At 62.8% G+C, this 14,758-nt stretch carries 13 protein-coding genes and 1 pseudogene; 5 read left to right on the forward strand and 9 right to left on the reverse strand.

Annotated elements, in window-relative coordinates; genetic code table 11:
- Positions 1–83 precede the first annotated feature (83 nt).
- Positions 84–245 carry a hypothetical protein gene (locus ACQ4N9_RS18245; protein ID WP_189654519.1) on the reverse strand — a complete coding sequence of 54 codons (162 nt, stop codon included), beginning with the start codon at positions 243–245 and terminating at the stop codon, positions 84–86.
- A gap of 331 nt (positions 246–576) precedes the next feature.
- On the opposite strand from ACQ4N9_RS18245, the pseudogene ACQ4N9_RS18250 reads away from it, so the two are divergent.
- Positions 577–654: pseudogene (locus ACQ4N9_RS18250) on the forward strand (AsnC family transcriptional regulator); the annotation flags it as partial.
- A gap of 194 nt (positions 655–848) precedes the next feature.
- On the opposite strand, the gene cysN reads toward ACQ4N9_RS18250, so the two are convergent.
- The 4 genes from cysN to ACQ4N9_RS18270 all read right to left on the reverse strand — a co-directional run bounded on the left by cysN (position 849) and on the right by ACQ4N9_RS18270 (position 5,195).
- Positions 849–2,750 carry a sulfate adenylyltransferase subunit CysN gene (gene cysN, locus ACQ4N9_RS18255; RefSeq protein ID WP_125462691.1) on the reverse strand — a complete coding sequence of 634 codons (1,902 nt, stop codon included), beginning with the start codon at positions 2,748–2,750 and terminating at the stop codon, positions 849–851.
- Positions 2,751–2,803: 53 nt separating this feature from the next.
- Positions 2,804–3,145, reverse strand: coding sequence for a four helix bundle protein (locus tag ACQ4N9_RS18260; protein WP_258644943.1), 342 nt, complete (start codon positions 3,143–3,145; stop codon positions 2,804–2,806).
- 99 nt (positions 3,146–3,244) lie between these two features.
- A complete protein-coding gene (cysD, locus tag ACQ4N9_RS18265) occupies positions 3,245–4,162 on the reverse strand; it encodes a sulfate adenylyltransferase subunit CysD (RefSeq protein WP_110991645.1) in 918 nt (305 codons plus the stop codon).
- A gap of 274 nt (positions 4,163–4,436) precedes the next feature.
- Positions 4,437–5,195, reverse strand: a complete 759-nt coding sequence (locus ACQ4N9_RS18270; protein WP_279845150.1) for a Nif3-like dinuclear metal center hexameric protein — start codon at positions 5,193–5,195, stop codon at positions 4,437–4,439.
- A 302-nt stretch (positions 5,196–5,497) separates the two neighbouring features.
- Here ACQ4N9_RS18270 and algW point away from each other — a divergent pair, with 302 nt between their 5' ends.
- Entirely contained in the window at positions 5,498–6,658 is a 1,161-nt protein-coding gene (gene algW / locus ACQ4N9_RS18275; protein WP_125462690.1) for a Do family serine endopeptidase AlgW, read from the forward strand.
- A gap of 123 nt (positions 6,659–6,781) precedes the next feature.
- Here algW and ACQ4N9_RS18280 read toward each other — a convergent pair whose 3' ends face one another.
- From ACQ4N9_RS18280 to ACQ4N9_RS18295, 4 genes are all read right to left on the reverse strand, one after another.
- Positions 6,782–7,546 (reverse strand): amino acid ABC transporter ATP-binding protein, encoded by a 765-nt coding sequence (locus tag ACQ4N9_RS18280; protein WP_232882188.1) that lies wholly within the window; start codon positions 7,544–7,546, stop codon positions 6,782–6,784.
- Positions 7,547–7,556: 10 nt separating this feature from the next.
- Positions 7,557–8,654, reverse strand: coding sequence for an amino acid ABC transporter permease (locus tag ACQ4N9_RS18285; protein ID WP_390967051.1), 1,098 nt, complete (start codon positions 8,652–8,654; stop codon positions 7,557–7,559).
- A gap of 10 nt (positions 8,655–8,664) precedes the next feature.
- Positions 8,665–9,843 carry an amino acid ABC transporter permease gene (locus ACQ4N9_RS18290; protein WP_390967049.1) on the reverse strand — a complete coding sequence of 393 codons (1,179 nt, stop codon included), beginning with the start codon at positions 9,841–9,843 and terminating at the stop codon, positions 8,665–8,667.
- Between the two features lie 67 nt (positions 9,844–9,910).
- The gene (locus ACQ4N9_RS18295; protein WP_390967047.1) at positions 9,911–10,939 is read right to left on the reverse strand and encodes an amino acid ABC transporter substrate-binding protein; all 1,029 of its coding nucleotides are present in this window, start codon (positions 10,937–10,939) and stop codon (positions 9,911–9,913) included.
- A gap of 336 nt (positions 10,940–11,275) precedes the next feature.
- Here ACQ4N9_RS18295 and ACQ4N9_RS18300 point away from each other — a divergent pair, with 336 nt between their 5' ends.
- From ACQ4N9_RS18300 to ACQ4N9_RS18310, 3 genes are all read left to right on the forward strand, one after another.
- The gene (locus tag ACQ4N9_RS18300; RefSeq protein WP_390967045.1) at positions 11,276–11,932 is read left to right on the forward strand and encodes an alpha/beta hydrolase; all 657 of its coding nucleotides are present in this window, start codon (positions 11,276–11,278) and stop codon (positions 11,930–11,932) included.
- 92 nt (positions 11,933–12,024) lie between these two features.
- Positions 12,025–13,488, forward strand: a complete 1,464-nt coding sequence (gene rhlB / locus ACQ4N9_RS18305) for an ATP-dependent RNA helicase RhlB (RefSeq protein WP_390967043.1) — start codon at positions 12,025–12,027, stop codon at positions 13,486–13,488.
- Positions 13,489–13,737: 249 nt separating this feature from the next.
- Positions 13,738–14,688, forward strand: coding sequence for an ornithine cyclodeaminase family protein (locus tag ACQ4N9_RS18310; protein ID WP_390967041.1), 951 nt, complete (start codon positions 13,738–13,740; stop codon positions 14,686–14,688).
- Positions 14,689–14,758 lie beyond the last annotated feature (70 nt).

The following is a 14,758-nucleotide window of genomic DNA, read 5'->3' on the forward strand; positions in this document are numbered from 1 at the left end:
CACCTCCCTGGAAGACAACTTAATATCCACCGCCCCAAAATTGAAAAAGCAAGAAAAGGCTTTCTTGCTTTTTCAGAGTCAGCTCAACGGTGGTACGCGCAGCTCGCCGCCTTGGTTTCGGAAACTCGAGTCTTTGACTTCTTGATGGCGTCGCTCAAGACCTGCAACTCTTCCTTACTGAAGAGTGCTTTTTCGCTGTCCTGATGATTGGGCGCGGTCGCCCCCTGCTGGGTCTTCTGGTTCATGACTTGCTCCTTGTCTAGAGGTGTCCAGGTATGCCAAATATTAATGACAACCTGTCAAGGCAGAGTCGCTGATAGCCAGCGACAGGCCCAGACTAGTCCCCCAACGGAGCACCCACAACGGTAAATAGGCGGCGACTGCATCTTTGGGAAATGTCCCACGAGAGAGTTAAAACAGCCCAGACACTTCGAGGAAAATTGACATCACGCACGCCTATACCTGGACACCGGGCCCCACGGCGAAAGGCCAGCCGAACTTGCCAGTGGCTGCAGTTGCTCAGGGAGGGGCGGGCATCGGCACTGCTGTGTAACGCATCGCGGGGCAAGCCCAATCTTCACCCGCGAGGTGCTGCAGCGGTTGCCGGGGGTGAAGGAGCGGCGGGTGATTCCGGTGTCCGAGAAACACATCTAGCAAGCCGCCGCCTCTGCGCCCCAATCGCTGGCAAGCCAGCTCCCACCTCGACCGCATTACCCCCAAACCATGCACCATCCTGTGGGAGCCGGCTTGCCGGCGATGGGCTGCAAAGAAACCCCAAAATTCTGCCAACAGACACCATAAAAATGAAAAACCCCGCCGAAGCGGGGTTTAACACATCAGGCAATCAATCAGATCGCCCCACGCTGACGCAGCACATCCAGCACCAGCTTCACGCCTTCATCGACGCTGACCGACTGGGTGTCGATCACCAGGTCCGCATCCAGCGGCACGTCGTACGGGAAGCTCTCGCCCGGGATGTTGTCGCCACCGGCGGCATACAGGCCCTGCGGGTCACGCTCGCGGCAAGCCAGCGGCGAGGCCTGGACGTAGACGGTCACCAGGCGCTCCTTGCCGATCAGCGCCTTGGCCTGTTCGCGGCCTTCGGCGTCCGGGGCAACGAAGGCGGCCAGGGTCAGCAGGCCGGCTTCGTTGAACTGGCGCGCCACATGGGCGGCGCGGCGCCAGTTCTCGGTGCGGCCGGCGCGGTCCTGCGGCAGGCCCTTGTTCAGGTCGTGACGCAGGTTCTGGCCATCGAGCACGTAGACCGCACGGCCCATGTCGAACAGCTTGCGCTCCACCGCATAGGCCAGGGTGCTCTTGCCGGCGCCGGAAAGGCCGCTGAACAGCACGGTGGCCGGTTGCTGGCCAAAGCGCAGAGCGCGCTCTTCGGTGGCCACATGAGCCAGCTTTCCATGCTGGCCGGCGCTGCCGTGGGGCAGTACCGGCGGCGCGATGATCATGCCGGCGCCGACGGTGCCGTTGGTCAGGCGGTCGATGACGATGAACGCACCGGTGGTGCGGTTGCTGTCGTAACCATCCAGGGCGATGGCGCTGTCCAGGGCGACCTTGACGCGACCGATTTCGTTCAGCTGCAGTGCGCTGGCGGCGCCCTGCTCGAGGGTGTTCACATCGACCTTGTGGGTGATGCTGGCAATCGAGCCCGGCACGTAGCTGGTGGCGCGCTTGATGTCGTATTTCTTGCCCGGGAGCATCGGCTCCTCGGCCATCCACACCAGCATGGCGTCGAACTGGTCGGTCACCTGCGGCACGTTGTCGGCATGCACCAGCAGGTCGCCACGGGAGATGTCGATCTCGTCTTCCATGGTCAAGGTCACTGCCTGGCCAGGGCCGGCGTTCTCCAGCTCACCTTCGAAGGTGACGATGGACTTGACCCGGCTGCTCTTGCCCGACGGCAGCACGACGATCTCGTCGCCCTTGTGCACCACGCCACCGGCGATGGTGCCGGCAAAGCCGCGGAAGTTCAGGTTCGGGCGGTTGACGTACTGCACCGGGAAGCGCAGGTCGGTGACATTGCGGTCGGCGGCGATCTCGACGGACTCGAGGATCTCCATCAGCACCGGGCCGGTGTACCACGGCGACTGCTCGCTGCGGTTGACCACGTTGTCGCCCTTGAGCGCCGACATCGGCACGAAGTGCAGGCTCGATGGCTTGAGGTTGATGCTCTCGGCGAACTTCAGGTAGTCGGCCTTGATCGACTCGAAGACCTGCTCGTCGAAGCCCTTGAGGTCCATCTTGTTGACCGCGACGACGATGTGCTTGATGCCCAGCAACGAGGCGATGTAGCTGTGCCGGCGGGTCTGGGTCTGCACGCCGTAGCGGGCATCGACCAGGATGATCGCCAGGTCGCAGGTCGAGGCGCCGGTGGCCATGTTGCGGGTGTACTGCTCGTGGCCCGGGGTGTCGGCGATGATGAACTTGCGCTTGGCGGTGGAGAAGTAGCGGTAGGCGACATCGATGGTGATGCCCTGCTCGCGCTCGGCCTGCAGGCCGTCCACCAGCAGCGCCAGGTCGACTTCCTCGCCGGTGGTGCCGGATTTCTTCGAGTCGCGGGTGATGGCCTCGAGGTGGTCCTCGTAGATCATCTTGGAGTCGTGCAGCAGGCGCCCGATCAGGGTGCTCTTGCCGTCGTCCACGTTGCCGCAGGTGAGGAAGCGCAGCAGCTCTTTACGCTCATGCTGGGCCAGGTAGGCGAGGATGTCCTCGCTGATCAGATCAGATTGGTGACTCATTGCATTCAAGCTCCAAGCTGTAAGCTTCAAGCAGCAAGCTTGTCGGCGTACAGCTAGTTAGAAATTTTGTTGATCAACCCTGCAAGCATCCTGGAGAGCTCACGGGTTTCATTAATCCAGTCGTTAGCCGATTCAGCAGGCACGTATCCAATTTCACCAGCGATGATCAATTGCGTACGCAATTCCGCACAGGATGCTTTTGCTACGTTCAGGAACCAGACCTTTTCTCGACATGACTGCCGCTCCATGCCCTCCGCAATGTTGGAAGGTACCGAGACTGCAGAACGCGTGATTTGAGACTTGAACGCAAAGTCTCGGCAATCGGCAAAAGCCTGATACATCCCAACCGCAAGATCCTTGCTTCTCTGCCAAACCATCAACTTCTCAAAATCCACTGCGAGCGCTCCCGGCCCGCAGAGCAGGCGACAAACCACAAATTTCAGAAGCTACGCGTTCTGCTTCTGTCTTGCAGCTTGCCGCTTGTAACTTGAAGCTTAGAAATAGCCTTGGCGTTTTTTGTCTTCCATCGAGCCTGCACCATCGTGGTCGATGACGCGGCCCTGGCGCTCGGACGTGCGGGTCAGGAGCATTTCCTGAATGATGTCCGTCAGGGTCTCGGCTTCGGACTCGACCGCACCCGTCAACGGGTAGCAGCCCAGGGTACGGAAACGCACTTTCTTCTTGACGATGCGCGCCTTCTCTTCCTCGGAGAGGTGCTCGAGGATGCGTTCGTCATCGATCATGATCAGGGTGCCGTTCTTCTCGATCACTTCACGCTCGGCGGCGAAGTACAGCGGCACGATCGGGATGCCTTCGAGGTAGATGTACTGCCAGATGTCCAGCTCGGTCCAGTTGGACAGCGGGAACACACGGATCGACTCGCCCTTGTTGACCTTGCCGTTGTAGATGTTCCACAGCTCCGGGCGCTGGTTCTTCGGGTCCCAGCGGTGCTTGCTGTCGCGGAACGAGTACACGCGCTCTTTCGCGCGGGACTTCTCTTCGTCGCGGCGCGCGCCACCGAAAGCGGCGTCGAAGCCATGCTTGTCCAACGCCTGTTTCAGGCCCTGGGTCTTCATGATGTCGGTGTGCTTGGAGCTGCCATGGGTGAACGGGTTGATGCCCTGCGCCACACCCTCGGGGTTGACGTGGGTGATCAGCTCCAGGCCCATCTCCTCGACCATCTTGTCGCGGAAGCTGTACATCTCCTGGAACTTCCACTGGGTGTCGACGTGCATCACCGGGAACGGCAGCTTGCCCGGGAAGAAGGCCTTGCGCGCCAGGTGCAGCATGACCGCGGAATCCTTGCCGATCGAGTACAGCATCACCGGGTTGTCGAACTCGGCGGCCACCTCGCGGATGATATGGATGCTCTCCGCCTCCAGCTGTTTCAAGTGCGTCAGATTGTCGACCATGGCTACTCACGAAAAACGATCTTATGGACGGCCTGCGGGCCGTGTTCGAGCGAGCCACTTTATCACAGCGCCTGATTCTATTTAGGAGGCCGCCTAGATCGAAACAATCTAACGATATGACTGGGGGTTTGGGCCCTCAGGGGCTGCGTTGCGGCACTTTCGCCGGCAAGCCGGCTCCCACCGAGAACGTGTGCGCCACCCTGTGGGAGCTGGCTTGCCAGCGATGAGGCCGGTACAGGCGATCAAAGGCCTGAGCCTGCCAACAAACGGGCAATCAGATCGGGTTCGGGCAATCGATGAACAGGTGCTCCAGGGCAAACCGCCGTGCCAGGTAATCACCCAACGCCTGCACACCATAGCGCTCAGTGGCATGGTGCCCGGCTGCGATGAAACTGATGCCGTTCTCCCGGGCACTGTGGAAAGTCTGCTCCGACGCCTCGCCGCTGAGGAACAGGTCCACCCCCGCCGCGATGGCGGTATCGATGTAGCCCTGACCGCCGCCGGTGCACCAGCCGACCCGGCGGATCATCTGCTCGCCCTCGATCACCAGCGGCTCACGGCCCATGACCTCCTGCACCCGACGGGCGAAGTCACGCGCCGACAGAGGCTCAGCCAACGAGCCGACCAGGCCCACCACCTTGGGGTTGTTCGGGTCCAGCGGGCCTTCTACGGTGATGTCCAGCTGGCGCGCCAACTGCACGTTGTTGCCCACTTCGGGGTGCAGGTCCAGCGGCAGGTGGTAGGCCAGCAGGCTGATGTCGTGCTTGAGCAAGGTCTTCAGGCGGCGCTGCTTCATGCCGGTGATGCAAGGGTTTTCACCCTTCCAGAAGTAACCGTGGTGAACCAGCACCAGGTCGGCCTCGGCCTCGACGGCGGCATCGAGCAGTGCCTGGCTGGCGGTGACCCCCGTGACGATGCGGCTGACCTGCGGGCGACCCTCGACCTGCAGGCCGTTGGGGCAGTAATCCTGGATTTTTGCACTGGCCAGGTAGCGCTCGGCTTCCTCGACCAGGGTATTGAGGGCGACGGCCATGAAAAATCTCCTCGAAATCGGCGTTGCACCAGGGCACGAAGCCCTATAATGGCCGCCATTATGGGCCGTTGCCGGCGCAGGGGAAACCGGCGACAAGTGCTTGGGGGCAAGGCTGCGGTGCTGCCCTTCGCGGGTAAACCCGCTCCCACAGGGTTGGTGTGATCTCTGTGGGAGCGGGTTTACCCGCGAAGCAGCCACTGCGGTTTCAACCGTGCCGATCGACTTGTTCACGTGTATGATCGCGCGCGCTCGCACCCTGGGCCGCACCGATGTGGCCCCCGCCCTACTCCCAGGATTGATTCATGCTCAAGGCTCTGCGTTATTTCGGCTGGCCCCTGCTCACCGGCGTGTTGATCGCCTTGCTGGTCATCCAGCGCTTCCCGCAATGGGTCGGCCTGCCCAGCCAGGACGTCAACCTGCAGCAGGCCCCGCAGACTACCCGGATCATGCAGGGCCCGGTCTCCTATGCCGATGCCGTGACCCTGGCCGCCCCGGCGGTGGTCAACCTGTACACCACCAAGGTGGTCAACAAGAGCGCCCACCCGCTGTTCGAAGACCCGCAGTTCCGGCGTTTCTTCGGCGACAACCTGCCCAAGCAGCGGCGCTGGGAATCGAGCCTGGGTTCGGCGGTGATCATGAGCCCCGAGGGCTACCTGCTGACCAACAACCACGTCACCAGTGGTGCCGACCAGATCGTCGTGGCGCTCAAGGATGGCCGCGAAACCCTGGCCCGGGTCATCGGCAGTGACCCGGAAACCGACCTCGCGGTACTGAAGATCGACCTCAAGAACCTGCCGGCGATCACCATCGGCCGTTCGGACAACATCCACATCGGCGACGTCACCCTGGCCATCGGCAACCCCTTCGGCGTCGGTCAGACCGTGACCATGGGCATCATCAGCGCCACCGGCCGCAACCAGCTGGGCCTGAACAACTACGAAGACTTCATCCAGACCGACGCGGCGATCAACCCGGGCAACTCTGGCGGCGCGCTGGTCGATGCCAACGGCAACCTGGTGGGCATCAACACAGCGATCTTCTCCAAGTCCGGCGGTTCGCAAGGCATCGGCTTCGCCATCCCGGTCAAGCTGGCGCTGGAGGTGATGAAATCGATCGTCGAGCACGGCCAGGTGATCCGTGGCTGGCTGGGCATCGAAGTACAGCCGCTGAGCCAGGAGCTGGCCGAGTCGTTCGGCATGCAGGGGCGCCCGGGCATCGTCGTGGCGGGGATTTTCCGCGATGGCCCGGCGGCACGCGCGGGGCTGCAGTTGGGGGATGTGATCCTCAGCATCAATGGCGAGCCGGCCGGCGATGGCCGCAAGTCGATGAACCAGGTGGCGCGGATCAAGCCTACCGAAAAGATCACCATCGAAGTGGTTCGCAATGGTCAGCAGCTGAAGCTGATCGCCGAGGTGGGGCTGCGGCCACCACCGGCGCCGGTGGCCGCAAAAGAAGAGAACTGAGTTCGCTCGACGGGGGCTGCTGCGCAGCCCTTTCGCCGGCAAGCCGGCTCCCACAGCGTTGAGGTTGGTTCCCTGTGGGAGCCGGCTTGCCGGCGAAAGGGCCGCGAAGCGGCCCCAACTGCATCAATGCAGGATCTGGCTCAGGAACAACTTGGTCCGGTCACTGCGCGGCCGGTCGAAGAACTCGTCCGGCGCCGCCTGCTCGACGATCTCGCCCTTGTCCATGAAGATCACCCGGTTCGCCACGGTGCGGGCAAAGCCCATCTCGTGGGTCACGCAGAGCATGGTCATGCCGTCCTCGGCCAGGCTGACCATGGTGTCGAGCACTTCCTTCACCATCTCCGGGTCCAGCGCCGATGTCGGTTCGTCGAACAGCATGATCTTCGGCTTCATGCACAGCGCCCGGGCAATCGCCACGCGCTGCTGCTGACCACCGGACAACTGCCCCGGGTACTTGTGCGCCTGCTCTGGAATACGCACGCGCTCCAGGAAGTGCATGGCGATTTCCTCGGCCTTGCGCCGTGGCATCTTGCGTACCCACATGGGCGCCAGGGTGCAGTTCTCGAGGATGGTCAGGTGCGGGAACAGGTTGAAGTGCTGGAACACCATGCCCACCTCGCGGCGGATCGCCTCGATCTGCTTGAGGTCGTTGGTCAGCTCCACACCGTCGACGACAATGCGGCCCTGCTGGTGCTCTTCCAGGCGGTTGAGGCAGCGGATGGTGGTCGACTTGCCCGAGCCGGACGGCCCGCACAACACGATGCGCTCACCCTGGCGCACGTTCAGGTTGATGTCCTTGAGCACATGGAACTGGCCGTACCACTTGTTCACGCCCTGCATCTGGATGATGCCTTCGGGGCCGGCAGGCTGCTTGATCGCTTCACTCATTTTGAAACTCCTAACGCTTGTGGCCAGTGTCCAGCTTGCGCTCCAGGTGCATGGAGTAGCGGGACATACCGAAACAGAAAATCCAGTAAACCAGGGCCGCGAACACATAGCCCTCGGTCGCCATGCCAAGCCAGGCAGGGTCTGCCGTGGCTTGTCGAGTGCTGTTGAGCAGGTCGAACAGGCCGATGATGATCACCAGGCTGGTGTCCTTGAACAGGGCAATGAAAGTGTTGACGATGCCGGGGATCACCAGCTTGAGCGCCTGGGGCAGGATCACCAGGCCCATGGCCCGCCAGTAGCCCAGGCCCATGGCCGCAGCCGCTTCGTACTGGCCCTTGGGGATTGCCTGCAGGCCACCGCGGACCACCTCGGCGATATAGGCAGACTCGAACAGGATCACGAAGATCATCGCCCGCAACAGCTTGTCGAAGCTTGTCCCCTCGGGCATGAACAACGGCAGCATCACCGAAGACATGAACAGCACCGTGATCAACGGGATGCCGCGCCAGAACTCGATGAACGTCACCGAGACCGCCTTGACCACCGGCATCCTCGAGCGCCGCCCGAGGGCAAGCAGAATGCCCAGCGGCAGCGCCGCAGCAATACCCACAGTGGCAATCACCAGGGTCAGGGTCAGCCCACCCCATTGGGACGTCGGCACCAGGGTCAGGCCAAAGCTGCCACCGTGCAGCAACAGGTAGGCAAGAATCGGATACAGCACCAGGTAGCCGACGCCGTAGGGCACCTTGCGTGGGAAGCGCTTGATGAACAGCGGCGCCGCTGCGATCACGCCCAGCCAGACCGTCAGGTCGACACGCCAGCGTAGCTCGGCCGGGTAGTAGCCATACATGAACTGGCCGATGCGCTGCTGAATGAACACCCAGCAGGCACCTTCCTTCGTACAGTCCGCCCGGGTGGTGCCGGACCAGTTGGCCTCCAGGAACGCCCACTGCAGCAGGGGCGGCACAATCAGCCACACCAGGTAGATGGCAAACAGGGTCAGCAGGGTGTTGGCCCAGCTGGAAAACAGATTGGCGCGCATCCACGCCAGCACGCCGACGGTTTTCACCGGTGGCGGCATATCAGGTTTGAAAACATGGGAACTCATGCGCCTGCCCTCACCGCTCGATCAGCGCAATGCGCTTGTTGTACCAGTTCATCAGCAACGAAATGCTGATGCTGATCGTCAGATACACACCCATGGTGATCGCCATGACCTCGACAGATTGCCCCGTCTGGTTCAACACCGTGCCCGCGAACAGCGACACCAGCTCGGGGTAGCCGATCACCGCCGCCAGCGAGGAGTTTTTCGTCAGGTTCAGGTACTGGCTGGTCAGCGGCGGGATGATGACCCGCAGAGCCTGGGGAATGATCACCTTGCGCAGCGTTGGCCCTTCGCGCAGCCCGAGCGAGCGCGCCGCCTCGGTCTGGCCGTGGCTGACCGAACGAATACCGGCACGTACGATCTCGGCGATGAACGCCGCGGTGTAGATCGACAGGGCCAGGGTCAACGCCAGGAACTCGGGAATCAGCACCCAGCCGCCGACAAAGTTGAAGCCCTTGAGCTGTGGCACCTCCCACTGCAACGGGCTGCCGAACAGCAGCACGCTCATGGCGGGGATGCCGATGAACAGTGCCAGGCCTACCCAGAACTTGTGGAACGGTTGCCCGGTTTCATCGAAGCGCTTGTTGGCAAAGCGCACCATCAGCACGACCGCCACGATCGCCAGTACCACCGCCACCGCGAACGGCCAGGCGCCCTCGGCGATGGACGCACCTGGCATGTTCACGCCACGGCTACTGATGAAGAACATATCATCGATGTTGATGCTGCCCCGCGGCCCCGGCAACGCAGTGAACACCGCGAAGTACCAGAACAGGATCTGCAACAGCGGCGGGATGTTGCGGAAGGTCTCCACATACACCGTCGCCAGCTTGCTGATCACCCAGTTGGAGGACAAGCGGGCCACGCCGATGGTGAAGCCAAGCACGGTGGCGAGAATGATGCCGATGACACTCGCCAGCAAGGTATTGAGCAGGCCGACCAGCAATACCCGTGCGTAGGTATCGGCCTCGGTGTAGCCGATCAGATGCTGGGCGATGCCGAAACCGGCACTGCGCTCGAGAAAGTCGAAGCCCGAGGTAATGCCCCGGTGCTGCATGTTGGTCTGGGTGTTGTGAATGAGGTACCAGCCCAGACCGATCACACAGGCTACCGTGAGGATCTGGAACAGCCACGCGCGCACACGTGGATCACTAAGGGAAATCCCTTTCCGTGCGCCGATTTGATTTTGCATGAAGTGCCCCGAAAAGAAGGGTGTCGAACGACCCGCGGCGGCGGTATGCCGCCGCGAGGTGCAAGCATCAGCGCACTGGCGGTGCGTACTGGATGCCGCCGTTGTTCCACAGGGCGTTCAGGCCACGGTCGATCTCCAGCGGTGTGCTCTTGCCAAGGTTCTTCTCGAACACTTCACCGTAGTTGCCGACCTGCTTGACGATCTGCACCACCCAGTCCTTCGGCAGCTTGAGGTCCTTGCCGTACTCGCCGTCGGCGCCCAGCAGGCGGGCGACGTCAGGGTTCTTGGTGGCCTTGGCTTCGGCTTCGACGTTCTTCGAGGTGATCCCCGCCTCTTCGGCATTGAGCATGGCGTAGAGGGTCCACTTGACGATGCTGAACCACTCCTCATCGCCTTTGCGCACCACCGGGCCTAGGGGCTCCTTGGAGATGGTTTCCGGGAGCACCACGTAGTCGGCCGGAGAGGCCAGCTTGGAGCGCTGGGCGAACAGCTGCGACTTGTCGGAGGTGAGCACGTCGCAACGGCCCGACTCCAGCGACTTGGCGCTCTCGTCAGAGGTGTCGAAGGTGATCGGGGTGTATTTCAGGCCATTGGCGCGGAAGTAGTCGGAGACGTTCAGCTCGGTGGTGGTACCGGCCTGGATGCAGATGGTGGCGCCGTCGAGCTCCTTGGCGCTGGAAACACCGAGCTTCTTGTTCACCAGGAAACCGACACCGTCGTAGTAGGTGACGCCGGCGAACACCAGGCCCATGCCGGCATCGCGCGAGCTGGTCCAGGTGGTGTTGCGCGACAGCACGTCGACTTCGCCGGACTGCAGCGCGGTGAAACGTTCCTTGGCGTTGAGCTGGCTGAACTTGACCTTGGTGGCGTCACCGAACACGGCAGCGGCCACTGCACGGCAGACGTCGGCGTCGATGCCGACGATCTTGCCTTGTGCATCAGGTACGGAGAAGCCCGGAAGACCATCGCTCACGCCACACTGGACGAAGCCCTTCTTCTTCACCGCATCGAGGGTGGCGCCGGCCTGGGCGAAGCTGGTGGCGCCTAGCGCAGCGGCGGCGGTCAGGACTGCCAGGGTGGTTTTCAACATCTTCATCAACAACCTCCAAATCGCTCTTGTTGTACGAGCCGGAATTGCACCGCACCCTTATGAGGCGCATCCGACCCCGTGTTGGCTTGTTTTTGGGTCAATTGGCGCAATGAGCTGTTCTATGACAGCCTTTATATCCACACGAGGGGTGTTACCGTGACTGGCCCACTCCTTCGCATGACAAGGTCATAGCAAAGGGCGTACCACAGTTGCTGGCTTAAGCGATTAAGCGGGCGTCAAGTAGGAAAAGTTGTAGAGTTGCGACATCTTTTTCTGGCATTAACCTCCACCGCCTTCTTTTTACGCACTCATTACGTTCGCACGCACTTTTTCGGAGCAGTCATGACCAACCCGCTGATTCTCGAACCCCAGAACACCGCCGACGCCTGTGTGATCTGGTTGCACGGCCTGGGGGCCGACCGTTACGACTTCCTACCGGTGGCCGAGTTTCTCCAGGAGCGCCTGCTCAGCACCCGCTTCGTCATGCCCCAGGCCCCTACCCGCCCGGTGACCATCAACGGCGGCTATGAAATGCCCAGCTGGTACGACATCAAGGCCATGACCCCGGCACGGGCCATCGACGAAGCGCAGCTCGAGGAGTCGGCCGCGCAGATCATCGCGCTGATCAAGGCCGAGCAGGCCAAGGGCATCAACCTGTCGCGGATCATCCTGGCGGGCTTTTCCCAGGGTGGCGCCGTGGTGCTGCACACCGCCTATATAAAGTGGCAGGAAGCGCTGGGCGGGGTGATTGCCCTGTCCACCTACGCCCCGACCTTCACCGAGAGCCTGCAACTGAGCGCCTGCCAGCAGCGCACGCCCGCGCTGTGCCTGCACGGCGTGCATGACCCGGTGGTGATCCCATCGATGGGCCGCACGGCATTCGAATACCTCAATACCTGGGGTGTGGCCGCGCAATGGCACGAATACCCGATGGAACACGAGGTGGCGGTGGCCGAGCTGAACGATATCCATGACTGGCTGAACCGCCAGTTGCAGTGAGCCTGTAGCCGCCCGAGCATTGCACTACGCCGCGCCCGATTCTTGCATTACACTGCCCGGCGTACATTCCTTAATCAATTGACGAGATGATCGTGCTCAAGGCACTCAAGAAAATATTCGCCAAGGGAGACGCCGCGCCGCCAGCCGCCGAGCCCGTCGCCGTGACCCCGCCCGCGCCGGCACCACAACCGGCCGCAGAAAATACAGCGCCACGCGCCAGCGCCAAGCCCAAAGCCGCGCCGGCCGCCGCCGACCAGCCGGCCACCGAGCCCGCCCCCACGCAGCAGCCCGCCACGCCAAAGCCGCGGCGCGAGCGCAAGCCCAAACCCCAGGCCAGCCTGTGGAAGCCCGAAGACTTCGTGGTCGAGCCGCAAGAGGGCAAGACCCGCTTCCACGATTTCAAGCTCTCCAACGAGCTGATGCACGCCATCCACGACCTCGGTTTCCCGTATTGCACGCCGATCCAGGCCGGCGTACTGGGCTACACCCTGCGTGGCCAGGACGCCATTGGTCGGGCCCAGACCGGCACCGGCAAAACCGCCGCGTTCCTGATCTCGATCATCTCGCAGCTGCAGCAGACCCCGCCGCCCAAAGAGCGCTACATGGGCGAACCGCGCGCGCTGATCATCGCCCCGACCCGCGAGCTGGTGGTGCAGATCGCCAAGGACGCCGTGGCCTTGACCAAATACAGCGGCCTGAACGTGATGAGCTTCGTCGGCGGCATGGACTTCGACAAGCAGCTCAAGGCCCTCGAAGCCCGCCACTGCGACATCCTGGTGGCCACGCCGGGCCGTCTGCTGGACTTCCAGCAGCGTGGCGAAGTGCACCTGGACATGGTCGAGGTAATGGTGCTGGACGAAGCCGACCGCATGCTCGACATGGGCTTCATCCCCCAGGTACGGCAGATCATCCGCCAGACCCCGCCGAAGAGCGAGCGCCAGACCCTGCTGTTCTCCGCCACCTTCACCGAAGACGTGATGAACCTGGCCAAGCAGTGGACCACCAACCCGGCCATCGTCGAGATCGAGCCGGAGAACGTCGCCAGCGAAACCGTCGAGCAGCACGTCTACGCGGTAGCCGGCAGCGACAAGTACAAACTGCTGTACAACCTGGTCACCCAGCACAAATGGGAACGGGTGATGGTGTTCGCCAACCGCAAGGACGAAGTGCGGCGCATCGAGGAAAAACTGGTGCGCGACGGCATCAACGCCGCCCAGCTTTCCGGCGACGTGCCGCAGCACAAGCGCATCCGTACCCTGGAAAACTTCCGCGAAGGGCGCATCACCGTGCTGGTGGCCACCGATGTGGCCGGCCGTGGCATCCACATCGACGGCATCAGCCATGTGATCAACTTCACCCTGCCGGAAGACCCGGACGACTACGTGCACCGCATTGGCCGTACTGGCCGCGCGGGTGCCGAGGGTGTGTCGATCAGCTTCGCCGGTGAGGACGACTCCTACCAGTTGCCGGCGATCGAGGAACTGCTGGGGCGCAAGATCAAGTGCGAGATGCCCCCGGACGAGCTGCTCAAGCCAGTGCCGCGCAAAGGGCACTGAGGCACAGCGCAACTCGCTGCACTGTCACATTTGTTGGGGCTGCTCTGCAGCCCTTCGCGGGTCAAGCCCGCTCCTACAGGAATCGCGCAATTCTTGAGAGATGCGCAGTACCTGTGGGAGCGGGCTTGACCCGCGAAGGGCCGCAGGGCGGCCCCAATTGCTTTGCTTGACCGCGCTGTCCGTACCCGCGATATTGCTCCAAAGAACAAAAAGTCCATAATGGACTAAATTGTTTATCAGGAGCCGTCCATGCCCACGCCCCTCGTCATCGATCAACAACACGCCCGCCACCTGCTCGGCCAGCTGGACGTGCCGCAGATCCTGCGCAAGCTGTTCCGCGACCTGGCCGCAGGCGAAGCGGTACAGCCCCCTCAGCAACTGGTGGAGTTCCCCGCCGGGCGCGGCGACTTCATCAACTATGGCGGGGTGCTGGCCGAGGAGCGCGTCTACGGGATCAAGACTTCACCCTACATCGTCCGCGAGCAGGGCCCGCTGGTGACGGCCTGGACCCTGCTGATGTCGATGGACAGCGGCCAGCCGCTGCTGCTGTGCGACGCTGGCGAGCTGACCACCGCGCGCACCGCCGCCACCACCGCCGTGGCCGTCGACGCCCTGGCCCCGCCCCAGGCCCGGCGCCTGACCGTAATCGGCAGCGGCGCCATTGCCCGCGCCCACCTGCACTACGTGCGTGGCCTGCGCCAGTGGCAGGACATCCGCCTGTTCTCGCCAAGCCTCGCCCGGCAAAGCGCCGCGCAACGCCAGCAACTGACCGACCTGGACGATCGCCTGCAACTGGCCGACAACCTGGAGCAGGCGCTGGTCGATGCCGACGTGATCATGCTGTGCACCTCCTCGGCCGGCCCGGTGATCGACCCCGACCAGTTGAGCAAGCCGGCACTGATCACCTCGATCAGCACCAATGCCGTGCGTGCCCATGAGGTGCCCCCGGCCAGCCTGCAGCATATGGATGTGTACTGCGATTACCGGGTGACCACCCCAGGCAGCGCCGGCGAAATGCTGATCGCCGCCGAGCAGACCGGCTGGCAGCCCGAGGCAATCATCGGCGACCTTGCGCAACTGCTCAGCGGCCAGGCGCCCGTGCCGAGCTACCAGCGCCACGCCTTCTTCCGCTCCATTGGCCTTGGCCTGGAAGACATCGCCCTGGCCAATGCCCTGTATCGCCTGCAACAGGCCAGCTGAGGCCCGCACGGATGACGCGCCGCCGTGATTGCGGCACACTCCCAGCGCCCTTGGCACAAGGGCGCTGATA

Origin of the sequence: Pseudomonas sp. ES1 (assembly GCF_050586605.1) — a bacterium.
Classification (GTDB): domain Bacteria; phylum Pseudomonadota; class Gammaproteobacteria; order Pseudomonadales; family Pseudomonadaceae; genus Aquipseudomonas; species Aquipseudomonas sichuanensis.